21 protein-coding genes are annotated in these 25,491 nt (G+C 40.5%); 3 read left to right on the top strand and 18 right to left on the bottom strand.

Annotation, left to right across the window (positions count from 1 at the left end; genetic code table 11):
* Position 1: 1 nt before the first annotated feature.
* Complete coding sequence (locus HYS07_01760; protein MBI1869900.1) at positions 2–1,297, bottom strand: nodulation protein NfeD; 1,296 nt, start codon at positions 1,295–1,297, stop codon at positions 2–4.
* Positions 1,298–1,418: 121 nt separating this feature from the next.
* Positions 1,419–3,092 carry a dihydroxy-acid dehydratase gene (gene ilvD / locus HYS07_01765; GenBank protein ID MBI1869901.1) on the bottom strand — a complete coding sequence of 558 codons (1,674 nt, stop codon included), beginning with the start codon at positions 3,090–3,092 and terminating at the stop codon, positions 1,419–1,421.
* A gap of 269 nt (positions 3,093–3,361) precedes the next feature.
* Here ilvD and HYS07_01770 point away from each other — a divergent pair, with 269 nt between their 5' ends.
* Positions 3,362–3,913: a LemA family protein gene (locus tag HYS07_01770; protein MBI1869902.1), complete on the top strand. Its 552-nt coding sequence runs from the start codon at positions 3,362–3,364 to the stop codon at positions 3,911–3,913.
* A gap of 2 nt (positions 3,914–3,915) precedes the next feature.
* On the opposite strand, the gene HYS07_01775 is transcribed toward HYS07_01770, so the two are convergent.
* The 4 genes from HYS07_01775 to HYS07_01790 all read right to left on the bottom strand — a co-directional run bounded on the left by HYS07_01775 (position 3,916) and on the right by HYS07_01790 (position 8,754).
* Positions 3,916–4,995, bottom strand: coding sequence for a DNA recombination protein RmuC (locus HYS07_01775; protein MBI1869903.1), 1,080 nt, complete (start codon positions 4,993–4,995; stop codon positions 3,916–3,918).
* A gap of 39 nt (positions 4,996–5,034) precedes the next feature.
* Positions 5,035–6,306, bottom strand: a complete 1,272-nt coding sequence (locus HYS07_01780; GenBank protein ID MBI1869904.1) for an EAL domain-containing protein — start codon at positions 6,304–6,306, stop codon at positions 5,035–5,037.
* A gap of 96 nt (positions 6,307–6,402) precedes the next feature.
* Positions 6,403–6,849, bottom strand: coding sequence for a type II 3-dehydroquinate dehydratase (gene aroQ / locus HYS07_01785; GenBank protein ID MBI1869905.1), 447 nt, complete (start codon positions 6,847–6,849; stop codon positions 6,403–6,405).
* A gap of 27 nt (positions 6,850–6,876) precedes the next feature.
* Complete coding sequence (locus tag HYS07_01790; protein ID MBI1869906.1) at positions 6,877–8,754, bottom strand: O-antigen ligase family protein; 1,878 nt, start codon at positions 8,752–8,754, stop codon at positions 6,877–6,879.
* A gap of 95 nt (positions 8,755–8,849) precedes the next feature.
* On the opposite strand from HYS07_01790, the gene HYS07_01795 reads away from it, so the two are divergent.
* Positions 8,850–9,068 (top strand): type II toxin-antitoxin system HicB family antitoxin, encoded by a 219-nt coding sequence (locus HYS07_01795; protein ID MBI1869907.1) that lies wholly within the window; start codon positions 8,850–8,852, stop codon positions 9,066–9,068.
* Positions 9,068–9,253, top strand: a complete 186-nt coding sequence (locus HYS07_01800; GenBank protein ID MBI1869908.1) for a type II toxin-antitoxin system HicA family toxin — start codon at positions 9,068–9,070, stop codon at positions 9,251–9,253. Before HYS07_01795 ends, HYS07_01800 begins: the two co-directional genes overlap by 1 nt.
* Before the next feature lie 8 nt (positions 9,254–9,261).
* Here HYS07_01800 and HYS07_01805 read toward each other — a convergent pair whose 3' ends face one another.
* The 12 genes from HYS07_01805 to HYS07_01860 form a co-directional block, all read right to left on the bottom strand.
* A complete protein-coding gene (locus tag HYS07_01805; GenBank protein MBI1869909.1) occupies positions 9,262–10,356 on the bottom strand; it encodes an undecaprenyl/decaprenyl-phosphate alpha-N-acetylglucosaminyl 1-phosphate transferase in 1,095 nt (364 codons plus the stop codon).
* A gap of 39 nt (positions 10,357–10,395) precedes the next feature.
* A complete protein-coding gene (locus HYS07_01810) occupies positions 10,396–11,541 on the bottom strand; it encodes a glycosyltransferase family 4 protein (GenBank protein MBI1869910.1) in 1,146 nt (381 codons plus the stop codon).
* A 369-nt stretch (positions 11,542–11,910) separates the two neighbouring features.
* On the bottom strand, positions 11,911–13,890 hold the full coding sequence (locus HYS07_01815) for a glycosyltransferase family 39 protein (GenBank protein ID MBI1869911.1): 1,980 nt from the start codon (positions 13,888–13,890) through the stop codon (positions 11,911–11,913).
* A 209-nt stretch (positions 13,891–14,099) separates the two neighbouring features.
* Positions 14,100–14,243 carry a hypothetical protein gene (locus HYS07_01820; GenBank protein ID MBI1869912.1) on the bottom strand — a complete coding sequence of 48 codons (144 nt, stop codon included), beginning with the start codon at positions 14,241–14,243 and terminating at the stop codon, positions 14,100–14,102.
* Positions 14,227–15,015: a hypothetical protein gene (locus HYS07_01825; GenBank protein ID MBI1869913.1), complete on the bottom strand. Its 789-nt coding sequence runs from the start codon at positions 15,013–15,015 to the stop codon at positions 14,227–14,229. The genes HYS07_01820 and HYS07_01825 overlap by 17 nt, the downstream gene beginning before the upstream one ends.
* A gap of 231 nt (positions 15,016–15,246) precedes the next feature.
* Positions 15,247–16,491, bottom strand: a complete 1,245-nt coding sequence (locus HYS07_01830) for a glycosyltransferase family 4 protein (protein ID MBI1869914.1) — start codon at positions 16,489–16,491, stop codon at positions 15,247–15,249.
* Positions 16,488–17,552, bottom strand: a complete 1,065-nt coding sequence (locus HYS07_01835) for a glycosyltransferase family 4 protein (GenBank protein MBI1869915.1) — start codon at positions 17,550–17,552, stop codon at positions 16,488–16,490. Before HYS07_01835 ends, HYS07_01830 begins: the two co-directional genes overlap by 4 nt.
* A 60-nt stretch (positions 17,553–17,612) precedes the next feature.
* The gene (locus tag HYS07_01840) at positions 17,613–19,430 is read right to left on the bottom strand and encodes a glycosyltransferase family 2 protein (GenBank protein ID MBI1869916.1); all 1,818 of its coding nucleotides are present in this window, start codon (positions 19,428–19,430) and stop codon (positions 17,613–17,615) included.
* A gap of 6 nt (positions 19,431–19,436) precedes the next feature.
* Positions 19,437–21,695 (bottom strand): glycosyltransferase, encoded by a 2,259-nt coding sequence (locus HYS07_01845; protein ID MBI1869917.1) that lies wholly within the window; start codon positions 21,693–21,695, stop codon positions 19,437–19,439.
* The gene (locus tag HYS07_01850; protein ID MBI1869918.1) at positions 21,692–23,032 is read right to left on the bottom strand and encodes an ABC transporter ATP-binding protein; all 1,341 of its coding nucleotides are present in this window, start codon (positions 23,030–23,032) and stop codon (positions 21,692–21,694) included. The genes HYS07_01845 and HYS07_01850 overlap by 4 nt, the downstream gene beginning before the upstream one ends.
* A 2-nt stretch (positions 23,033–23,034) precedes the next feature.
* On the bottom strand, positions 23,035–23,898 hold the full coding sequence (locus HYS07_01855; GenBank protein ID MBI1869919.1) for an ABC transporter permease: 864 nt from the start codon (positions 23,896–23,898) through the stop codon (positions 23,035–23,037).
* On the bottom strand, positions 23,895–25,220 hold the full coding sequence (locus tag HYS07_01860; protein ID MBI1869920.1) for an ATP-binding protein: 1,326 nt from the start codon (positions 25,218–25,220) through the stop codon (positions 23,895–23,897). Before HYS07_01860 ends, HYS07_01855 begins: the two co-directional genes overlap by 4 nt.
* Positions 25,221–25,491: the final 271 nt, after the last annotated feature.

Genomic DNA, 25,491 nt, shown 5'->3' on the forward strand with positions numbered 1-25,491 from the left:
ATTATTTTATTTCCTCAACCGTTAATTTCAAATTTTCAATTTTAACAACTCGAACCTTTTGACCTTGGGGAATGGGCCGAGAAGAAACAGCCTCCCAATATTCACCGCGAATGAGAACTTTGCCTTCCAAAGAAAGAGCAGTCTGCGTAACCCCCAAAGTTCCAACCATTCCTTCTAAGCCCGTTTCAACCTTTCGTTTAAACGTCTTAATCGCTAGTCTCATCAAAAGCATCAAAATCAAACCAAAGGGAATAACGACAGCCAGCGCAACAGAAGGAGTTATTTTAAGTTCCGGCTGAGGAGCATCCACCAAAATCAAGGTCCCTATCAGCATGGAGATAATCCCTCCGATTCCCAAAATTCCGAACCCCTGAACCTTAATTTCTGCTATAAAAAGACCGAAGGCCAATAAAATTAAAAGAACACCTACAAAATTGATGGGAAGGAGAGAAAAACCGATTAAAGAAAGGAGTATAGAAAGGGTTCCTAACACACCGGGGGCAATCATTCCAGAATGAGCGAACTCAAAATAGAGAAGAAGAAGGCCCAAAAGTCCTAAAAGAAGGGCTAGATTAGGATCACTGATGGCCAATAGAATTCTCTGGCGAAGCGTCATCTGAAAAGGCTTTAAGGGGCCGATTTCTTTTGGCAAAGTGACCTCTTCCCCTGAAAATCGTTTGATCACTTTTCCTTTCAAGAATTGAAGAAGCTCGTTTTCATCCCTTGCAATGAATTCAATTAATTTTCCGTCGAGTGCCTCTTGAGCTGTAAAAGATTTACTTTCGGTAATTCCTTTTTCAGCCAATTCTTGGCTACGGCCTCTTTTCTCAACAATGCTTTTTAAATAAGCCTTGGCATCATTGGTCACCTTTTCAACTAAAGTAGAGGCCTTCCCTTCTTCCAAGGGATAAACACCCCCAAGCGCCAAAAGGGGATGGGCGGCACCTGTATTGGTTCCGGGGGCCATGACAGCCAAGTCACTTGAGAGCAAAATAAAAAACCCAGCAGACGCCGCTCGAGCTCCTGAAGGACCCACATAAACAATCACCGGGATTTCACTTAAAAGAATTTTTCCAATAATTTTACGCATCCCTTCATCAAAACCACCGGGAGTATTCAAGCGTAAAATAACAAAAGGCGCTCGCTCTGATTGCGCCTGATCCATGGCCTGAACCACAAAATCAGCAAGAACAGAATTAATAGGGCCTTCGATATCGATCCGGTAAGGGTCAGAGGCGTGAACGAGAGATCCACTGAGCACTGTTAAGAAAAGAATAGCTAGAATTAGTTTTTTCATTTCTTCTTAACCACCTTTTAATTTCGGAATTCGGATTTCGAATTTCGGACTTTAGGAATAAATATCTAAAAAAGTTTTGCTTTTCGAGTCCGCAATCCGCAATTCGAAATCCGCAATTGTCTCATCCCGTCACCGCTCCCCTAGACGCTGAAGAAACCATGCGGGCATATTTGGCCATGACCCCTTTCGTATAATGAGAAGCTGGAGCTTTCCATTTTTCAAGCCTTTGACGGATTTCAGTGTCTAAAAGTTCAACATTCAACTGACGATTTTTAATATCAAAAATAATCATATCCCCATCTTTTAAAGATGCAATGGGACCTCCTACAGCAGCTTCAGGCGCAACATGTCCTGCCATTAAACCGTGAGTGGCTCCTGAGAAACGGCCATCGGTCATGAGTGCCACTTGATCCCCTAAACCTTCTCCCACCAAAGCCGCTGTAATGGCCAGCATCTCACGCATTCCAGGTCCTCCCTTAGGACCTTCGTAACGAATGACAACGACATCACCCACCTTAACTTGACGACTCTCAACTGCATGAAAGGCATCTTCTTCACAATTAAAAACCCGCGCAGGCCCTTTATGAAGCATTCTTTCATGACCCGCAACCTTTACCACACATCCTTCTGGAGCCAAATTCCCTTTTAAAATGACAAAACCTCCTGTCGGCTTAATTGGATTATTTAACGGTCTAACCACTAATTGTCCTTTAGCCTCTTTGGCAAGATGGGCCTCTTCTCCAATTTTTTTTCCTGTGACGGTCATTTCATCCGGATTAAGAAGTCCCCCATCTAAAAGCCTTTTAGCCACTAAACGGGTTCCACCCGCTCGATATAAATCAGGCGCCACGTAACGGCCCCCGGGCTTAAGATCAGCCAAAAGCGGCGTCTTTGAGCTAATGCGGTCAAAATCATCAATATTTAAAGGAAGACCCATTTCATCAGCAATGGCTAAAAAATGAAGAACACCATTGGTCGATCCTCCTGTAAGAGCAATCGAGGCAATGGCATTTTCGATCGCTTTATAAGTGATAATTTGGTAAGGAGTAAGTCCTTTTTTTAGGACCTCCATGATTAATTGTCCTGCCTTAAAAGCGACTTCATCTTTTTTGGGATCCATAGCGGGAACACCAGCACTCCCCATGGGAGAAATCCCCAGCATTTCCATTGCAATCGCCATGGTATTAGCCGTAAATTGTCCACCGCAGGCTCCAGGACCCGGGCATGCAACATCTTCGAGTTTATGAAGTTCTTTTTCCGTCATTCGACCGGCCGCACACGCACCCACCGCCTCGAAAACATCCTGAATCGTGACATCATGCCCTTGATATTGTCCTGGCATAATCGACCCTCCATAAAGCATCAGGGAAGGAAGATTGAGACGAGCCAGCGCCATGACAGTACCAGGAATGGTTTTATCACATCCTGAAAGAGCCACCACCGCGTCAAACAAATGTCCTCGAGCCACCAATTCAATGGAATCTGCAATCACCTCTCGGCTGATTAAAGAGGCCTTCATTCCTTCTGTTCCCATGGAAATTCCATCCGAAACAGAAACGGTATTAAATTCAATTGGGGTTCCCCCAGCTCGACGAATCCCTTCCTTGACCTTTTCAGAAAGCCTTCTCAAATGAAAATTGCAGGGCATCACTTCAATCCACGTATTCGCAACTCCAATCAGGGGCTTTTTTAAATCCTCATCCGTAAATCCAATCGACTTCATCATCGCCCGAGTAGGTGCACGATCCGGGCCATCTGTTAAGGCACCGCTTCGATGTTTTAAATTTTTGATCATGGCTTATGACTCCTATAAAGAGGACTCATGATATCACAAGCGCTAAAGTCACGAATATGATTTTCTCATTACAACCGTGAAAATCCAAAAATCAAATATCAAAAATCTTGTCGGACAATGTAAAACTTAAAATGTCTCCCTTGCAATGGCATTTAAAATTTTGGATTTTAGGTTGTCATTTTGAATTTTGATTTTTGAATTTTAAATTAACACTACCGAAGACGATTGTTGTACAATTCCCTTGAGTTTCAGAATTAGGGAGTGAGAATATGGCAACATGGGTTTTGTTGGGAGTTGTTGGGATTATCGTCCTATGGCTGATCGGGGCTTATAATAGTTTGGTCAAAGGCCGTTATGGCGTCAAAAATGGCTGGGCACAAATTGACGTGCAGCTAAAGCGGCGATATGACCTCATTCCTAATTTGGTGGAGACGTGTAAAGGGTATCTCAAGCATGAAAGAGAAACCCTCGAAAAGGTGATTCAGGCAAGGAACATGGGACTTCAAGCCTCTGGGGTCAAAGCCCAGGCCGAAGCGAATAACATGCTGACCGATACCCTGAAATCCCTCTTTGCCGTTGTGGAGAATTATCCAGATCTTAAAGCAAATCAAAACATGCTGGCCTTACAAGAAGAACTCACTTCAACAGAGAATAAAATTGCATCGGCCAGAGAATTCTATAACGATTCAACAGCAAGATATAATACTCAAGTTCAATCCTTCCCTACAAACTTCATTGCCAATCTTTTTAAATTTTCTCCTGAAGAATTTTTTCAAGCCCCTGAGACTGAAAAACAAGCACCGAAGGTTTCATTCAGTTAAGGTTAGACAAGTTCTTTAACGCCCGTACCTTCCAACGCATCCACCTGCAAAAGTTTTTCTTCAAACTTTCCCATATGCTTTTCAGCCTTTTCAAAACTTCCAGACGCATTAGAAAGATGGGCGCCAACCCGGTCAAAATCTTCTTTAAATTTTCCAAACTCATCCGCTAAACGATGCAATTGACCCAAAGTCTCCAAGGCCTTATCTTCAATTTTCATCCCTTTAAGTCCCAAAAGAATGACTTGTAAGTACGCATAAAAACTATTGGGAGAAACAGGGATGACCCTCTTTTCTAAAGCGTAATGGAAAAGCGAATGACTTGTTTCACTCGTATCATCTTTAATAATGGTTTCATAGTAGACATTCTCGGCAGGGATATACATGAGAGCAAAATCAAACGTTCCTTCATCCAGGGAGATATATTTAGAGGCAATGGCATCAATATGTTTTTTGACATCGGTCAGAAATTGCTTACGATACGTTTTCTTTTCTAGATCCGATGAGGCGCTTAATCCTTTTAAAAAATTTTCTAGAGGAAATTTAGAATCCACACTGACCAGATGCCTTCCACCAAGACGAATAACGGCATCCACCTTTGCCCCTGATTTAAAACCATATTGTAACTGATAATATTCTGGAGGAATAATCTGACTTAAAAGATCTCCTAAAAAAAATTCTCCCAATCCTCCTCGCAATTTTGGAGCTCGTAAAATTTCTTGAAGACGGGCAATGTCTTTTCCTACTTCAAAGATCTGCCGATTAGACTCTTCAAGCTTGCCCAATTTATTTTGAACCTCTCCCACCACCCGGGCCGTACCCTCAAGCCTCCCTCCAATATCCTGACGGGTTTGATGCAATTGATCACCCACCTGTTTCAAAATACCCACTAATTGTTGTTGAACCACTTGAGCATTCCCATCGAGACTTAATCTAACCTCGGAGCGAAAACTGTCCAATGTTTTTTGGATCAAAAGCTCCTGAGTTTGAGATTGAGAGAACTTCGATTTCAAAAGAAAAAAAAGAAGCCCCCCAAAAATCCCTATCAATAAACCGATCATCCCCGCCCCTATTCCAAATACCATGAATAAATTCTCCTATCGAAAATTTTCAATTCTCAATTTTTAATTTTTAATTGTTTTCTCCTCCCACATCGGTGGAGGAAAGGCAGGATGAGCAAAGAAAAACCCTTGAGCACAGTCGACCCCCAAAGAGGTCAGAATATCAGCTTCTCCTTGGGTTTCAACCCCCTCCGCAATCAGCGTCCCTTGACGAGATTTAACAAGATTAATAAAAGCTCGAACCACGTCCTGTTTCACATGGTTCGATTCAATCCCCCTAATAATAGATTGATCAATCTTGATATAGTGAGGATCTAAAATAGCAATGGATTCCATGGAGGCGTAGCCGCTTCCCGCATCATCAATGGCAAATTGATAGCCTTCTTCTTTCATGAGTTTAATCATGGTTTGAAGCTGCTCAAAATCTTTCACTGCCTTGCGTTCGGTGATTTCAAAAACAATTCTTCCAGAAGTACAGCCCACTTCCCTTAACATTTTAAAAATCTCATCGGGACGGATCAAAAGCTCCGACTCAATATTCAAAAATATTTTGTATTGATTAGGAATCAAATATGCAGATTCCATTGCCGATATTTTTGCCAGTCGTTCTGCCTTCATTAAAAATCGTCCCTGAGAAGCAATCCGAAAGATCGTCTCTGGATCTTTAAAAACAGTCCCTTCAGGCCCTCTTGCTAAAGCCTCATAACCTAAAATGGTCTTGGAAGCCAAATAAATCACGGGCTGAAAAACAGTTGTCATTTCCCCATTATCAATCAGTTTTTTAAGTTCAGAGGCCAAATGAGGAACTTTTGAAAAACGCTGCTCAGCCGCAAAATCAATAGCTTCACGAATCGCCCGCCCAATCAATCCACCCAGAGGAAGTCCCTTAACTGGAGTAATCGATGACCAGCCCAAGAAAAATTGCAACATGTCACCATTTTGAATCCCCGGATAGTTTTTAAAATGTTGGGTGAGTTGTTCTCGTACGATATCTGACATTCGCGTTAGCAAACCTTCAGTCCATTGAAGACAAGTTTTCGCTCTAGAAACGAAAAAAACGATAAAATCATCTCTCCAAATACGGCTTGTTGGAAGGACTTCAAGAAAGCTAGGAACTTTTTCTTTTAACGTTAAAAGACACTTGGCCGTTTCGCGAAAGAGTTTATCGACAAATTCCCAACCTTGATGCTCTTCAACTGCCCAAAACTTGGAGGCATCGAGATAGACCAAACCTACTGGCGCTCCTTTTGCCAAAGCATTTTCAATCTGAGTTAAACTCTTTTCGAACGGATGAACATCATCTCCAACTGATTCCGAATAGGACTCTTCAAGCATTTTATTCCTCGTTTGTTGACCCTCTTATAAAGCATCTCATTATAAAATTTAGGGAGTCAAGAATCAATAAAGTTCTAATTTGAACAAAATGTAAACTTACGAATGCTTTTTTTCCAGAAGGGAAATGGCTTGTAAAGCAAGAACGTAGCTCTGGGGACCAAAACCTGAGATTTGCCCCAAGACAACAGGAGCCGTCATAGACTTTTGCCGAAATTCTTCTCGGGCATAAATATTGGAAAGATGGACTTCGATGGTTAGAATTTTTACCGCCTGAATGGCATCTCGAATCGCCACACTGGTATGAGTATAGGCCGCAGGATTAATCACAAGATAATTATATTTTTGTTTTAACAGACTTCCAATCTTGGAAACAATGTCTCCCTCGTGATCCGACTGAAAAAAATTAATTTCAAGGCTCAATAATTTTGCAGTCTTCTTTAAATCCTCATTGATCTTCTCTAAACTCATGTGGCCATAGACTTCAGGCTCTCGTTCACCCAGAAGACCCAAATTGGGGCCATGAATAATTAGAACTTTAGTCATAGATTTATTGACCCATTTCTCTCAAATCTATCTGCAACATCCTACTTCTTTTTTCAACTTTCTCATCCTTTTTCGAACTTCCAGAGCATCTCCTCCAAATTCACGAACCTTGCGATATTCTAGCAAGGCCTGTTGAGCCCGTCCAATGCTTTCATAAAATTGGGCCAATGCAAAATGGAGTTGAGGATGAGTCGGATAGTTTTCGATGGCCTTTTTAAAATAAAATTCCGCTTCTTGGATGATCTCTTTGGATGATTTTTCCTTCGATTGTTTAAAAAGAAGGGCTAAACGATAAGGATAAGCTGGATTAAAAGGATCTTTTTGGCAGGCCTCTCCATAATACTGAATGGCTTTAGCCTCGTTCTTTTCTATTTGCAAAATGGATCCTTTCAAAAAATAGGCTTGGGCATTGAGAGGATTTTTTTCAATCGACTCATTTAGAAAATCTAAAGTAAGCGCCCAATCCTTTTCCAAAGAGACCTTCTGGGCTTGTTGAAAAAGTCCATCGGCCACATAAAAATTTCTTACAACCAGCAATAATAAAATCACCATCGCCTGACTTAGAAGAATGCTGATCATCTTCCCTAAAGAAGTTGAGATTTGAAATGTGTACCCTGATTTTTTCGATAAGTTACATTGATGTAAAATAGCTAGAAGAGTCCAGGCATTCAACGCAATAGAGGGTTCATAAAGATCAAAATCAATGAGACTATGAATGGAAAAACCTAAAATTCCTAAAAAAGCCCCCAATCCTATCCAAGAAACCTTTTCACGCTTCACCGTTCGACAAAAATAAGTCACCATTGGAAAACACCAGATGAGTAAAAAAACAATCCCTCCGAGCAACCCCAACTCTGAAGTGACTTGAAGAAAATTATTGTGAGCCATTCGGGTTTCCTCGGCCCCTGGGAGTTTGTAATGGGCATAAACGGAACCAAATGTTCCAGGCCCTGACCCCCATAAAGGAAAGTCATGAACCATTTTAAAAGCGGCTTTCCAATATTCGTAGCGGGCACTCGATGATTTAAAAACTCCTAGAGTAAAATTCTCTCCCTTGATCAAAAAGAAAAAAATAATCAACGTCTCTAAAATAAACACACTCCAAAAAAAACGCTTCCTAAAGGGAGGTTTTAGGTTTAATCGAAAAAATAAAATAAGGTAGGCCGCCAGCCTCACAAAGAAAAAAACGACTAATCCTCCCTTCGAAAAAGAGAGAAAAAAAATAAAAAAATAAAGCAAAGGATAAACGAATGCACCTACACCCGTAACCCATATCCAAAGAGGCTTCTCAAACAACAAAAAAATGACCGCGCCAAAAAAAGCGATCGAGATCATTACAACCCACTTAAATCTGCGGTTTCGAATGCCAAATGCGCTGAGCGATAAAGGAAGAAGCGTTAATAAATACCCGGCTAACGCATTTGGATAAATCAAAGTCGAGAAAATACGTGGACTCGCTAACCGAATTCTAAAAGATTGAGAAAGTTGATCGAGGGGGATTCGTTCCATCACATATTGCCGGGTCTCTGCCAGGCCAAAAAAACTTTGATAAAGACCATAGAAACTAACGATCCCACCCGTGACCAGAAGCGTCCCTATCAGTTTAAGCAAATCCCTTTCATCTTCAAAAACATGAACAACGAGAAAGTAGATCAAAAGAGCCGTTGCAACATTTAAAAAAAATTGAATCCCATCCTGAATGTTCTGGGAATGAAACCATGAAAGTAAAAAGAGGATTAGAAAAATAAGATGAAAAAGATGATTCACCGATTTTTGAACCAAAAATTTTCCAAGGAAAATAGATCTCAAACACCCAACAAATCCTAAAAAAAGGGCACTGATCAAAAAAAGGTAATTTGAGTTGGGATAGACAAGACCGGACACTAAGGGGCGTAGAATAACCATTAGACAAACCCCATAGATCAATATCCGCTTTAAAACCCCGTCTATTGAAAAAGACAAGTTCATGTGATAGTATTTCCCTTGAGGAGTATTTTATTATGATTGGACAATTTACTGCAGTTTACAGCAAACAGGGAAAGTGGTATGTCGCTTATGTTGAGGAAATAGCTGGAGTCAATACCCAAGGACGAACACTTTCCGAAGCGAAAAAAAATTTGAAAGAGGCATTGCAAATGGTTTTGGAAGCTAACCGTGCACTTGCTCACCGAAGTCATGGTAAGAATGTAATTGAAGAACCCATTTCGATTGCCGTCTAATGAAACGAAAGGAACTTCTTCGTCATCTTCAATCGTATGGCTGTCTTCTCTTTCGTGAGGGGAAAAAGCATTCGATTTATTGGAATCCCACCAACCAAAAAACCTCCTCTGTTCCTCGTCACACAGAAGTAAATGATTTTCTCGGGAGAAAAATTTGCCGCGATTTAAATATTCCGATTTTATAATCATACCGTTAAGTTGAATGGATCCTCCCAAAATACTCTAACATTGCAATAATCATTACAAAAGCAGATGCCTGTAAAAAAATAAAGAGAAAGCCCCAAGGCTCAATCATCCCCAACAAAAGAGAGGAAGTACCGAAGGCAAAAGAAACAAGATAGAGAAATAGCACGGCTCCTCTCTGACTCATTCCCAAATGGACTAAACGATGAGAAAAGTGGGTTTTATCTCCTTTAAAGATGGGGCGTTTTTGATGAAGTCGAATTAAAATAACGCTTAAAAGGTCATAAAGGGGAACACCCAAAACAAGGACCGGCATTAAAATCGAAAAGGAGGTTGATCCTCCTCTTCGATAGTAAGTGCCCAAAATAGTCATACTGGCCATTAAGAATCCCAAAAGATAACTTCCCGCATCCCCCATAAAAACCCTTGCCGGGTGAAAATTAAATATTAAAAATCCCAAGACAGAGCCTATAAAAACACAAAGAAATAAACTGACAAAATACTGGCCCTCAGCCATCGAGATCACAAGGAGAAAAAGGCCTGAGATCACTGCAATTCCGGCAGAAAGGCCATCCATATTATCCAAGAGGTTAAAAGCATTGGTGATCGCCACGACCCAAAGCACCGTTAGGAAAAGACTCATTCCCGGAACGTGTGTAAAAAGGGTAATGCGAATCCCTGAAAAAAATAAAAAGAGAGCCGCGATGATTTGAACGATTAACTTAGGCCATGCCCCCAGTTCAACAATATCGTCGATCAGTCCTACAAAAAAAACGATGAGGCTCCCAAGTAAAATAAAAAACAGTTTATGAACGGTCGATAAAGCCCCTGGAATATATCGAACGACATCTTGAGGGATCCAAGCTTGAAAAACAGGTGAATTTTTAAAAAAGCTCAAGAGAATAACATTAAAGAAAACCGTTCCAAAGAATGCCCCCATGATTCCCAATCCCCCCAAAAGCGGAACAGGTTTTTTTTGCAATTTTCTGGGGGATAGATCATCAAAAAGATGTGTTTTTAAGGCAAGCCCTATCGATCCCTTTACACAAAGAAGGGAAAGCAAAAATGAAAATGCGATTAAATAAAGATAAGTGATAAACCACATGATAAACAGTTCAACCCCGTTATCCAACGGGGTAAAAGTTTAAAGTTTAAGGTTCAAAGTTAAAAGCTTGGAGTACAGGGCCTCGATTTGTTCAACCATGTATTCTTTTCTAAAATAAGGATCCACAAATTTCATTCCTTTCTGACCCATTTTATGAGATAGATCAGCATCCTTTAAAAACTTGATCATGGCCTCAGACAGAGATAATGTATCACATGGAGGGATCAAAAATCCGTTTATCCCCTCCTGAACCACCTCTCGTGCCCCATCAATATCGAAAGAAATGACGGGCTTTCCAGAAGCAAGAGCTTGCGGCAAAACCTTTGCTAGGCCTTCTCTAAGAGAGACATGGACGACAAGGTCCATCGCTGATATAAGTTGAGGAATTTCTTCTGGTTGCACAAGACCTGTAAAAATAAAATTTCTTTCGAGATTCCCCATTTTAATTTTCTCGATCAATGATTCTTTTAAAATTCCATCCCCTACGAGCAAAAATTTCACTTCAGGAAATTGAGCCACCACTTTTTGGGCAGCTTCGATTAAATATTCATGGCCCTTTAAATGAAACAGACGTGCAATTTTCCCGATCACACAATCTTGGGGGCCTATTCCTAAACGGCTCCTGATTTTTGTTACATCATAATCTCTTCGAAGAAATGGATTTAAATTCATTCCGCTTCGAATGGTGGTAAACTTTTCAAGAGGGGCTACCTTTGCTTGAACGGCTTGATCTCGCATGGCATCAGCCACGGTAATAATTCGATCTGTCCATCGGGCAGCCCAACGTTCTAAAATGCGATACAGCAAATTGATCATTTTATTTTGATACGGATAAAATGGAAGACCATGAATCGTGTGAATCACCACAGGAACCCTTGCCCCATGGGCTGCAAGTCTTGCAAGAACTCCAGCCTTAGAGCTATGGGTATGAACAATATCAAAATGCGATCGGCGAAAAAGAAAGAATAGTTTTAAACATGCCACCACATCCCGAATAGGATGAATATTTCGTCTTAAAGAAGGTTCAATAATGAGTTGAAAAGATGGGTTGGTTTGAAGCTGATCTAATAAATCCCCTTCAGGCCCCTTTTCAGGCCCTGTAATCAAAGTGACTTCGTAATTTGATTTTTGACAAAGGCCTTCCACCGTAAGAAGCGTGTTCTCCTGAGCCCCTCCAATAATCATACGGGTAATCACATGGCAAACTTTGACTTTAATCATATTTTATTTTCTTCCTCAACATCTCATCGATCATTTTGATTGGATAAATGGACACATCCGATCGCTTCATTACTTCATGGGCCTGTTACAAAATGCAAGTTTTACCGTTCGAGCCTAGTCGAGAACAAATGTTTTGAGCTCGACTCTTCTCGACTCGGCTCGAAATCTTCGACTTCTCGAGACTCGGCTCGAAGAATAACGGGTAATGCACATTTTGCAAGAGAGCCTTCATCCCCCCATAAATCAAGCCTATTCTCACTTGTAAATTGAAAGTGAAAGTTTCATATTACAAAAAATTCTTTAACTGATTGTAAAAGAATAAGATAAGAAATGTCAGGGTTTTATAATTTTATAAATATCGATCCCGCCTTTTTCCTGGTGAAAAACAGGTTTAGAATAATCTCGAAGAAACAGATTTAACTTTCTCCCGTCTATTCTATCACTCCAATGCGGGAACGAGTGATCCAGCCTCCTCATTTCATTCTGATGAATAAGAATGTATGAAATCCCATCGGATCGAAGGCGCTGATAAATTTCCCCGCTATTTTTTGCCCCTTCCAGATACTGTACAATCACCGGAACATCAAAGGGAGTGGAGGCAAGAACATCCCTCTTCAGATAGAATACACGTGCTTCACCCACCAAAAGGACTTTTTCACCAGGCTTCATTGCTCGATTGAGAAATTCTACCGCCCGATAGGGAGGGAGTCGATGCCGCAAATATTTTGGAGTAGATTCCAGGCTGAAGAGAGAACGTTCTGCCCCTAAACCTTCTAAATAAAGGGTCATGAACCCCAAATTCCAAATCATGAAAATAGAAAAAGCACACGCCATGATCCTTCTTAAGGGCACTGACGAACGAAACTGGGTGAACGATACCCCTGCGAGTATGGAAAGGGCAGGAAAAACAGGTAAGAGAAAACGACTGTCCCCCGTGGTTTTCAAAAATCCAAGTATATATCCTGCGCTAACATAGATGAACAAAGCTAAAAGTTTGGGCTCTTTAAGCGACAGAAAAATCAGGGGCAGTCCAATATAAGCCGTTGGAATAAAATCATCCGCATGTTGAATCATCCAGGTAAAAGAATTTGCAAGGTTCGTTTGATGAGTCAAGGATAGGGTTCCATAATGAACCTTGAGGCGTTGATACAGTTCAAGAGGCCAAAAATGGTTTTGAAAAAGAGGATATCCAAATGGAAAAATCGGATCTCCTGTTTCGATCCAATTTTTTAACCACCAGGGCGAAACCACAAGCAGAGAAAAAATCAGAAAAAGAAGGCCGCTTAAAAGAATTTTTCCTTTTTTCTTTTCCCTGATAAATTGAAAACCCCCAACCAAAAATAAACAGGCCCAAACATAAATTAAGGCCGTCGTTTTTGACCCTAAAGCCAGTCCAGCGAAAATACCTGAAAGCATTCTATTTCTGGAATTTGCCTCCAAAAACAAGAGAAGGGCTGCTAGAGAGAAATAAACGAGTCCAAGGTCCGATTTACCGAGCCACGCAACGCCCGCAAGATGGATGGAGCATAAAAAAAGTGCAAGTGAAAGAAGAGCCGATTTTTTGCCCCAAATTGGACCTGTAAATTGATAAATCAAAAAACCTGAGAGCCCCGCAAAAAATACATTTAAAAGTTTTATAAATCCAACTTTTCCTAAAAGTAAAAAAACCAAATATAACATTTCGACATTCATCGGAAAATGGGAAAACATATTACTCGAAATGGGAAATATTTTTCCGGCCTTGAGATAAAGATCTGGAATACCTACATGATATTCCAAAGAATCATAGTCAAGAATAGGACTATAAGCCCCAGTCAAAAGCATGATTCCAGAGAGAATGACAACCCCGCGAAGAATCCATGTTGTAAGATCAGCATTTTCTATTAACCGGATGCGAATCCATTTCTCTTTCGTCTTACGAATGAATAAAAGAGCTTCCTTAAACCCCACAAGACTCGAAAAAAGAAAGAAATAAATGACCGTCTCCATTCTTAAAAATCCTAGACGACCACAAAAAAAGATATAAAGAGCTAAGAATCCTAACCCGAGTCCCACTCCATATGCACAGCATAAGGCATAGGAGATTCGAGGTAAAAATAAACGTGTCACCTTTATCCCAACAAGTCCCGAAACAAAAATCACTGATCCAAACTCGAGCAGTTCCCAAACCCTTCTCCCAAGTAAAATCCCAAACTCCATCCCCCACTCATTGAGAAGAAGCGAACGGGTCAGATAACTTATCCACAAAACAGCAAGGACAACAACCAGAAGGGTTGAGATTGACTTTTGTTTTAAGAACTTTTTTTCTGTCATATGATCATGTTAAGTATTTTAGTCTCTTCCATCTATATAAGTCCCATTAGAAATTTATCCAATATGCTTGTGCACTTGACGTTAAATACCTTGATCCGTCAAGCGTAGTCGCCCGATTTATCGGGCAAATTCATGCTAAGAGCGCATTGCCCCATGAATGGGGCGACTACATAATGGACGACATCTTTAAGTCAAGTACACAAGCATGGTTATCCAATATCACTTAAAGAGTGAATGCCTGACAAAAGAAGAGAAAGGTAATAGTCTTTTTCTAAAAGGTCTATCTCAAAAGGTGTTTGCGCAGCCGTGCTCTTAAGAACCCTTAGGAATTCCTCTTTATCTTTGTGCATCATCGATAATCACTTTCCATTTCTGATTAATCTTGCCACGACGTGATTTTGTACCGTAAAGAGACCCCAGCGAAGTTTTGGCTACGTTTTTTAATATCGGTTTTAGTGTTGAGTCCAGAATCCCGCATTTTTCAAGGATATAACCAATCCTTTTACGCGTGGAAATACTGGGAAACCAAAGTGCATATTTGATCAACTTTTTCACGTCCATTTTCCGCGTCATTACTTGCGATTTTAGGATTTCAAACGCCTGGCCTAACCCTCCAACGGGATCTGGAAAATAGAAAAGATCGACGAGAGTCCTTTCCCGGTCACTCACGATAATTTCTGATCCTTGGACTTTGACTTTTTCAAGACCAAACATACGACGGGGGGAAACTCTGATCAGTTTGAACTGGGAACCGCAGATAACGCGTTTCGCCTGATATGACGTGTTTAAAATATGAAACATCTGAAATATTTGGTCTGTAAATCCGTAGAGGTTATACATCGTCGAGTAGCCAACATAATAGTTCCCTTTTGGAAAAAGAATAGGCGGGATCAAGTAAGCGTTGATCTTCCTTCCAAAAGGCCCGGCCTCCAAAGGCGAATAATAGTAGACCCCTTTTCTGATGGACGCCAAAATCCCCTTCTTCTTGAGTTGATAGATGACTTGACGGGTCAACATGGATTTGCCAAAGAACTTTTCAAACCGCTCTTTAGTGATAATGTCCATTTTCTCGTAAGACAACCGGGCAATGACCTCTATCTCTTTAGGACCAAATCTTTTGTTCATTGTATTATTATTTTCGTAATTCGTTTCTAAAACGATCTAAGATAATTTTAATACATAAATAATTTTAACCAAATTTCATGCAGCGTCAAGAACAAATCATAAACCGAAATAATGGGTCAGTTATGTAGAAGTCACATTTATGTGACCTGCCACCGCGGAACAGGTCCGATAAATCGGACCCCTACAAAAATCTCCATAACTGACCCATTACAAACCGAAACTTCATGAACATCAGGTTGTTCTAAAGAAAAATTTTTTTCTCCCCAGCAAATCCTCATAAATCTCAAGGGTCTGACGAATCATCTTCTCTTCGGAAAAATTCTGCTGAATTTGGCAACATCCTGCTTCAACCATTTTTTGAGTCTTTTCAGGATGATTTAATATTTTAAGAACAGCATCCCGAATTGCAATCGGATCCCTTGGAGAAATCAAGAGCCCTGTCTTTTCATGTTCAATCACTTCAGGAACTCCTCCCACATTTGTTGCAATCACAGGAACCCCAAACGCCATCGCCTCAAGGATTGAAAGGGGAAGCCCCTCCCATTCAGAGGGAAGAACAAAAATATCCATCAAAGCCAAGGCCTCATAAATATTCGCTACAAATCCTAGAAAGCGGAAACGCCCAGTAATCCCCCGTTTCTTAACCTCAAGTTCGTATTTCTCACGATCCTTTCCCTCCCCTGCAATCACAAAATAAAAATCTTTTCTCTCCTTTAATAAAATATCTGCCGCTTCTATAAAATAGCGATGACCTTTCATTTTTCTAAAATTGGCAACCATGCCCACGACAACAGCATTGGAAGATATACCCAATGACTTCTGGCTTGCGGCTCGAAACCTTGCGTCCTTCTCCCCTCGTCTTTCTTCCCTCGCGCCTCTTCCATCACACATTTTCTCTTTCTTTTCTAGCTCCATGCCTCCAGCTTCTAGCTTTTTGGGTACTTCCTCCAAATTTAAACTGTTATAAATCACATGTATTTTCTCTGGTGAAATCTTTTCTACCGCAACAAGTCTTTCCTTACCAATTTGGGCAAAGGAAATAATCGCATCACAAAGATGGGAGGTCCATCTATCCAGAAGAACATGGGGATATCGCCTCCATACATCCATGCTCTGCTGAGCCGCAACAATCACGGGGATTCGAAGCAAACGCCCCAAAATACGGCCGATCAGATTGGCATGAAAGAGAAAAAGATGAAAAATATGAAATTGCCCTTCTTTTAAAAATTGAACTAATCTGAAAAACGCCCGAAGGTCAAATATACCTCGAACACGAAGATTTAATGTGCGCTCACAAAAAGGCTTCACACGTTCAATTAATCTATCGTCACCCTTCAAGGTCACCAAAGAAATATCGTAGGTTTTCCTAGACAGCCTGCGAATCAAACCACAAACAATCTTTTCCGCCCCACCCCAAGAGGAGTCCGTGGTAAAAAAACAAACTTTCTTTCTATCCCGCGTGAAATTCTTCGTCATGATTCAATCAAATTGTTGAGCAAATTCAGCAAACAGGAAAAGACTTGCTCAAGTGAGTATCTTTCCTCAACTGTTTTTCGACCTGCCTCTCCCAGTTTTTTTCTTAAAGACGCATCTTTTAGTAACAATATCAGTTTTTTCTTCCACTCCTTCTCGTCCTTGGCTAAAAACCCATTAACACCCTCCTCAACAATCTCTTGATTGACCCCCACAGGGGAAGCCACCACGGGAAGACCGCAAGCCATGTATTGAAGAAGTTTATAGCCGCACTTCCCTCTTTCCCACAACCCATCTTTCAAGGGCATAATGCCTACATCAGAAGTTTGTAAATATTGAACTTCTGTCTTCCAATCCCATGGAATGAATTTCGCACCCATACCCCAATCAGACGAGGGACAAGCCCCAATAACACGAAGCTGAAAAGGTGTCTCTCTAGAAAGTTCTTCCAACACCGGCCTAATCTCCTCTAAATAATGTAGCGTGCTGGGAGATCCCATCCATACAATCACAAGTTCTGAAGATTTTACCTGTTTATCAAGGGGAACATAACGCCGCGTATCCACAGCAGAAGGCAAAAGATGAACATTGGAATGAGAGTCAAGCGCAAATGAAGCAAGCGTTTCATTTCCAGCAAGCACAAGATCACTCCATCCCATAATACGGCGAATCTTAAACTCCTGGAACCCTGATAACCAGGGCTTTCTTTTGGAAAAAAAAATAGCATCGTCAAAATCAAAAACCACTTTTTTCGCTTTCAGAGAAATAATTTTTTCAAAAAAGGGAGGAAGACATGGAAATATCTCACGTTGTAAAAAAATAATATCGTATCCTCCCAGTTGAAAAAGATGTTTTATTCTTTCTAGTCCCATCTTTCCAAAAAAAGAACACTTTCCCAAAAAAGTTGAATCAAGATAATAACGATGAAACTCCTTTTCAGGGAGCGCAGGAAGAACTTGGCACTGATACCCATAACTCTCTAAGCCTGGCAGAAACTGATAAACACGCACACGGCTAGAGGCGTTTTCGAAAGGACCTTGGGTAAAAAAAAGGATTTTTTTCACAGAAAATTTTACCGTTTGATTAAAGACCATCTGAAAATTCATCTACTTCCAGCACCAAGGTCAAAACTTTAAATCAAAGCCTTCACTATCCAGAGTCAGATTGGGATTATAGTAAGGATCCCCTTTTTCAAAGATGAATTTCCAGCGCTCCCTTAAATATTCTATTTCTTGAAGAGACCTTAATCTTTTTTCACGTGTGTCGTCACGCCCCCTACTTGTCGATTCATCATGATAAAGTTCTGCATAAGGGGTAAAGATAATGAGATATCCTTTTTCGCAAATTTTTAAACAAAAATCCACATCGTTAAAAGCAACTGCCATCTTCTCATCAAATCCTCCAACCTCTTCAAACACCTCCTTACGAACCATCATACAAGCCGCCGTCACCGCACTTAAATTCTGTATGATACTTAGTCTTCCCATATAACCATGACTTGAACGAGCAGCGTATTTATGAGAATGTCCAGCTCCCCTCCATAATCCTATAATGACCCCTGCGTGTTGGACTGTATCGTTTGGATAATAAAGTTTTGCCCCGACAGCCCCTACATCCTTTCTCTGAGAAAATTCCAGCATGGCCGAAAGCCATTCATTGTTGATCACTTCTGTATCATTGTTCAAGAAGAGAATATGTTCCGAAGTAACATGACTAACCGCAAAGTTATTCATAGCAGAAAAATTAAAGGGTTTAGGATAATGGATTATTCTTACCCTCTTTTCCTTGCCAATCCTTTCATAAAAATCATACGTTTCCTGTTTAACGCTTTGATTATCAACAATCAGAATTTCAAAATCCTTGTAGTCCGTCTTCCTAAAAATCGAATCAATACAGGTTTTAAGCAAATCCACTTTATCTTGGGTCGGAATAATAATCGTTATTTTTTGACCCGGTGAAAGATGATATTTCACCCGATACAGACTCAGCGCCTTTCCATCCAGAACCTCAGCCTCTACCCCCTTTCTACCGAGATAGCTCTCGAGTGCCTTCTTCGCATGAGGATAAGCGTACAACTTATTACTGGCACCCGAAGCAACAGATGCATCTGATTCCCTCCAGTGATAGAGAATCTTGGGAATATGGGCTATTCGAGAAGTTTTCCCTGTCACGCGAAGAATAAGATCATAATCCTGAGAACCATCAAAACCCTTTTGAAATCTACCTACATCCTCGACAAGCCTTTTTCTCATCACGGAAAAATGGGTAATATAATTACAAGACAATAACGTATCTGGTGACCAATCAGGCTTAAAGTGAGGCGTATGTCTCCTCCTGCTGCTTCTGGAAACCTTATCTTCGTCTGAATAAATGAAATCCAAGGTTGGATCCTGATTCAAAAGTTTAACCACTTCGAATAACGCGAAAGGTGCAAGCAAATCATCGTGATCCAGAAGTCCCACATACTCCCCTGTTACGAGGGCCAATGCCTCATTCGAATTTCCAGCAATACCTAAATTTTGGGGAAGAAAAGATACTTTGATCCTAGAATCCTGCCTGGAAAATTTTTCCAGAATTTTTCTCACATAGGATTGATCAGATCCTCCATCCGCCAGGCAAAGTTCCCAGTGATCGTAGGATTGATTGAGAACGGACTGAATGCACTGGATGAGATCCAGTTTTTTAGGATTATAGACCGGCACAATGATACTGAGGAGAGGATGATAGTTATATTGCGAAGAAAGTTCCTTTTGCCTTTTTAACTCCTTTTTGTCCGGTGTATTCTTATAAATCCAGTATTGATATAGCCAAACCCGTTGCCATTTTCTTTTTAACTTCCAATAGCACCTCTTCAAAAAATTTTTCCATGCCCCTCCTGGAAGGATTTTGGAAAGCAAACGAATGTTAAACCATCTTTGATTCATCAAGCCCATGACATTCATCACACCTCATCTCTCAAGCGCTGCGTCCAAAATCTCTTTCAAATGAGACAAAAAAACATTTTCGGAATATTCTCTTTTAACTCTTTCAAAAGCGCCCTGTTGTATCTGTTTCCAAAGTGCTTTATCCTGATAAAGCTTGAGACACTGCTCAGCAAAAATTTTCGGATCATCCGCAATCAAAATTTCAGCCCCATTTTCCCATCCCAGTTGATTAGCAACCAGGGAGGTTGCAATGACAGGAACTCCGAAAGCCGCTGCTTCAATAGCCTTAAGTGAAATTCCTGCTCCAAAACGTGTGGGCGCAACAAAAATTCGGGCCCCCTCATAAATACTTTTCAAATCGGCCACCGCCCCCATCACTCTAATTTTATTATTCTTTTCTAATCCCTTATGGCTATCCGCATTTAATCCCACAACTCTGAAGAAAGCATCCTCATTTAGGCAACTTGAGAAAAGGGGGAAAATTTTATCTAAAAACCAAGAAAGTGCATCGAAGTTCGGAGAGAGAAGACCGTCAAGACGTCCAACAAAGAGAATATCACTCCTCATTTCGAAAGAATTTTTCGAAAAAATAACTGGAGCAGAATGGCTCAAAATATGGACTTTTTTTACCCCATGTTCTAAAAATAGCTTACTCTCGTTCTCTGAAACAGAAACAACACAATCACTTCCGTCCGTCATTTGCACCTCTTCCCTTATTTGCCCCGTCATCTCTTCAGGAGAAAGCCCTTCTCCCATCACTCGCTTACGCCCAATTTCCCTCAAACAAAAGAGTGCCTCTGCATCATACACAATTTTGGGTTTTTTAACACCATGAGCACTCTTTAAAAGAATGGATTTTAGAATTTTCATACTATGAGGACGGCTCACAAAGACAAGATCATAATAACTTCCCCTTTCATTCCAAAACTGATCAAAACCCATTGTTTGATTGTCCGCCATCACCTCCACTTCCCTGGGAATATCTTTATAAATACTAGACCAATTCTCATCTGTAGAATTCATAGGATAAAAAGTAACAAAATACCCCAAGTGAACCATTCCAGACAGAATCTGATTTGTTCGAGGGAACCCTGCTCCAAAAAATAGATGAGGAACAAAATCATCCAGATATAAAATTTTTATTTGAGATCTTGGAAGTCTCACCAAAAGCTTATTTTCTTCCTTATATTCGTATCTTGTTTCGAACCAATCTTGATGCCGTCTGCATAAAACACCTCGATCTCTGGTTGAAAATTTTAAAAAAAATCTTTTCAGAAACCCTTCTGACGTCCGCCGAGAAATGATGACTGTATCAGGATTATAAATAATTTTTTTTCTCAATTTGGACAATTGAATGCTGTAATCCGCCAAACTCGCCTGCAAAGTTTTAAAACCCTTCGCCAAACCTCCCAGATGTAGAAATAAATCTCGCTTTGTCAATAAAAATGGGCTTGAACAACAATCCATCTCACGTTTGAACATGTACATGGGTTTCAAGGGAGAGTTGAAAGATCCGTAACGAACTAAAGACCCATTTTTCCAAAAAAATTGTCCTGCTTCTTCCAAAACACCATTTCTTGAAACCACTTTTCCCCCAACTGCACCTACATCATGGGAAGAAGTTATGCATTCCAAGGCTGACGTGATACTCTTAGGGGCGAAGAGTATTTCTGGCTCTAAAAACAATAAATATTCCCCCTTTGCCAAACCACTTGCCCGATCACAAGCCGTAACAAAATTTTCCTTTCGGTTCACTTGACAAATTCTTAGGGCCTGAATCCTCTCCAATAAATCTTTTGATCGAGCCCCCTGACCCACTCGATCAATCAGGATCATTTCAAACGAAGGTAAATTCTCTTTCATGACCAACAAAATAATATTCAGAATCCATTCCAAATTTGCTTGAACATCTAAAATGATACTAAGCTGAGGGTGTTGTGCAGGCAAAATTTTCATTTGGTGATCTGACGCCAAAAAATCCTTTAAAAAAACCCACTCATCCTGAACCTGACTTATTTCCTGGTAAAACGAAGATGAAAGAGTTTCATAGGGAAAATTCGCGAGGAGTCCATCGCCCTGTCCACGACGAATATAATGTTCTAAACCACAAGAAAATCGGCCTTTTTCAACGGCCGCATGAACATCCGGGTAGCGTTTTAAATAAAAATTTTCATTGAAGAACCGGAAAAAACGTTTCTTTCTGGAATAATAAAAATGCTTAAAAACGTTGATTAAACGCCTTTTAAGAGTCACGTTACGATCATCTGAATGGGTACTATTCACGCAGTTGAAACTTCCCATACCGCCCGAGCCAAAACATGCCCTTGGTGATCAGGGTTAGGTAGTTTCCCTGTTTTAAAGTAGTCACTGGTGGAAATTTTTAAGAGAGCGATATTAGGCCAATAAGCAATCATATTCTCATCCTCATGAAGTCCTACTGCTACGCCATAGAGCCCAGGGCAAAGAAAAACCTCTGGCCAAAAAACCTTAAATACAGCGCTCTCATGAATATTTGAATGCAAAGAAGATTGGTAGTGCGTATGGAAAGTTACAATTCGATGCCCCCAAACATCATTAATACCAATTCCCAGATCTGCTTTCTGAATAGGTCTTTCACTACGGACCTCAATGACAAAACGCAAACCTTTCCCACTCGGAATTTCGCTTACAGGTTCTCCATTTTCAGAAAGAATTTGAATATGAAGCTGAACTCCCGAAATTTTATGATCCGAAAGATTCGGTTTTAGAAGATCCTCAGAACCCCCTAAATATTGGTTCAATGCTTCTTCAGAAGATCGATCGAAAGAAAGAGCTCCTTTTTTAATCAAAATGGCCCTCCGACACAACCGCTGAACCCTTTCCATATCATGACTCACAAAAAGAACTGTTCGACCTTTACCTACAAGCTCCTCAATTTTGTCCAAACACTTTTTTTGAAATTCTACATCCCCCACAGCCAAAACCTCATCGACAAACAAAATCTCAGAATCCAAATGGGCTGCAACTGAGAAGCCCAATCGCACATACATTCCACTGGAATAATGTTTTACAGGTGTATCAATAAATTTCTCGATCCCAGAAAATGAAACAATCTCGTCAAATCTTTTTTGAATTTCAGATTTCTTCATCCCTAAAATAGCCCCGTTTAAATAAATATTCTCTCTGCCGGTTAAATCCGGATGAAAACCTGCACCCACCTCTAAAAGTGAACCCACACGGCCTCTTAAAATGGCTCGGCCCTCAGTCGGAAGGGTAATTTGAGATAAAATTTTTAAAAGGGTTGATTTCCCTGCCCCATTGTTCCCAATAATACCAACCACTTCCCCTGGTTCCAGAGAAAATGAAACATCCTTTAGCGCCCAAAAAGTTTCCGGACTAGGACCCTCTGAAAAATTTTGTCGATCTAAAGACCGAAGAGGTGGGGCTTTTACTTCGAGCCTCCCAGCCTCGACTTGCCTAACGGACGAGTCTGGCGAGGCGGGCGAGCCTCGAGCCTCGAGCCTTTTTTTAACTCGCCGACTCCATTCATATTGAAATACCTCCTTAAGCGTGGTTGGGCGTAGAGAGCCAAAATGATATAGTTTTGAAAGATTCTGCACTTCTATAATAGGTTTTGACATTTTTACACCGTATCTACAAATGTTCGCTCCACCTTCTGAAAAGCAATGATTCCCGCTGCCAGAATCAATAAAGTCATCAGAATCGATAATATCCCTAACCCAAGATGAAGCGTATTTAACCCTAAAAATACATGGCGATAAGTTTCTATGATCCAGGCCATCGGATTAATCGCCATTAACCATTTCCATTTTTCTGGAACAATTGAGAGAGGATAAATCACAGGGGTCGCGTATAACCAGATTTGGGTTAAAATACCCAGCAGATTTTTTAAATCCCGGTATTTCACTGTCACTGCAGAAAACAAAAGACCCACACCTAAACTTAAACTTGCGGTTTGAAGGAGTAAAAAGGGAAGCCCTCCCAAAGATAAAGAAAGGGGATTTTCCCCTCCAACAATTCCTTCTTTAAAAAGAAAATAGACACCCGAAAAAACAAGCAGTTGAATTAAGAAAGTTATTAAATGAGAGAGAACCAGTGAAATGGGAACAATTAATCTAGGAAAATAAACCTTTCCAAACAAGGGGGCCTGTTCCAGAAGTGATACAGAAATCGCATTAAATGATTGAGAAAAATAAAGCCACGGCAATAAACTGCTCAAGTAAAAAAGAACCGCAGGCACTCCCCCTGTTGGAACGCGAACAATTCTAGCGAATACAACACTGAAAACAAGGGTCACCAAGAGAGGTTGAAGAACAACCCAAAGAGGACCTAGAAAGGTCTGCTTGTACTTCAACACCAAATCCCGTCTCACCATGAGCCATAAAAGATCGCGATAATGGAAAAGAGATTTTAAATCAAGTCCCAACCCCTTTGGGTGAGCCTCAATAATCATTTCATAAGGAGAATCATCGTCAATTTCATTCATAAAAGTTCTCTCATCAGTTTTGGCATTGCCTGGACAGCGTAAAGCGGCAAAGACAGTATTTTCTCATGAAAGGAGAGTGGAAGTTGAGAAAACCGAACGCCCAGCTTACTCGAATGTGCCCCCATAAAGAGCTTAAGACTCTTTAACTTTCCAGTGACTCCCGACTTCACCTCGATAGGAACAATCTGGGATCCTGCTCTTACAAGGTAGTCAACCTCAGCATTGCTTCCTATTTTCTCCCTCTTCCAAAAATAGAGATCACCCCGTTCATAAGGCTCTCCGTAAGCGATCAATTCCTGCCCCACAAACTGTTCTGCAAGGGAACCGGAATTCACCGCCAAAAAGTCATCCGTCAATCCAAGCTCAACATCCAGACCACAAGACCTCTGCAGCAATCCCCCATCCAAAAATAATATTTTAAATTTATTCTCATTAGAATGCACTGAAAAAGGGAGTCCGTGCCCCGAGGTTGCACATATTTTAGAGATCACTCCTGCTTGAGTCAGTAAATGTAGAGCCTCCTTTAGCTCCCTCGAAGGAATTTCTCGATCTACATTCACATATTTGTAGTGCTCACCCACCATAAACGGGGCCCTTGCAAAAACCTTTTGCAAATACAAGTGTTTTACTTTATTTGCATATTTTCCAAAATCATCGCGGTAGGTTTGAAGCAAGAGAAGCTGCATTCTTTGATAATTTCCAGACTCTTTTTCGCAAACATAAGATTTGAGAGCAGCGGGCATCCCCCCAATCACCAAATAGTCTCTAAGGAGTTTAAGCCCTTTCTGGTGAAGCGCCTCATCGATGACCTTTTTGACATTTAAATTTCTTAAATACTCCATAAAGTCTAGTTCGCCGATCGCTTCCAAAAACTCATCAAATGAAAGAGGGTTCATGTAAAGGTATTGAATTCTTCCGACAGGAACTTCAAAAAGGCCCGAAGATAAAGAGAATTCTAAGAGAGATCCTGCCGCAATAACATGCAATTCAGGCATTTTTTCGTAGAAGTAACGAAGGGAACCGATCGCTTGAGGACATTCCTGAATTTCATCGAGAAAGAGTAAATCTTCCCCTGAATGAATTTTCACATTCAACATCAAATTAATTTTGCGAAGGATTTCTTGAGGATCTAAAGTCTGAAAAATAGATTTGAATTCGGGTCGAAACTCAAAATTAATTTCAATATGATTTCTAAAATTTTCTTTACCAAACTTATTGATTGTAAATGATTTACCTATCTGCCGAGCTCCACGAACAAGAAGGGGCCTGCGGTCTTTTTCCATCTTCCACTTTAAAAAATAGTTTTCGATACTTCTTTTCATCACTACTTATCCTTATCATTCCAATGACCCTTCGAGATCATCGTGTACGATGAAAATTCTTTCCATCATGCTTTTTTTGTAGTCGCCCGATTCATCGGGCAGTCCGTGCGGCCCCATAAATGGGGCGACTACAAAATGAGCCTAACTTTCATAACAAAAAATTATATAACCTTATTTTAATCAAAAATTGTATAAAATACAGGGTTATTTTATGAAAATTATGATTAAAACATAAATATTATTTATAATAACCTGCAGCTTAGGGTATTAC

The sequence above is a fragment of the Chlamydiota bacterium genome (assembly GCA_016178055.1).
GTDB lineage: Bacteria > Auribacterota > JACPWU01 > JACPWU01 > JACPWU01 > JACOUC01.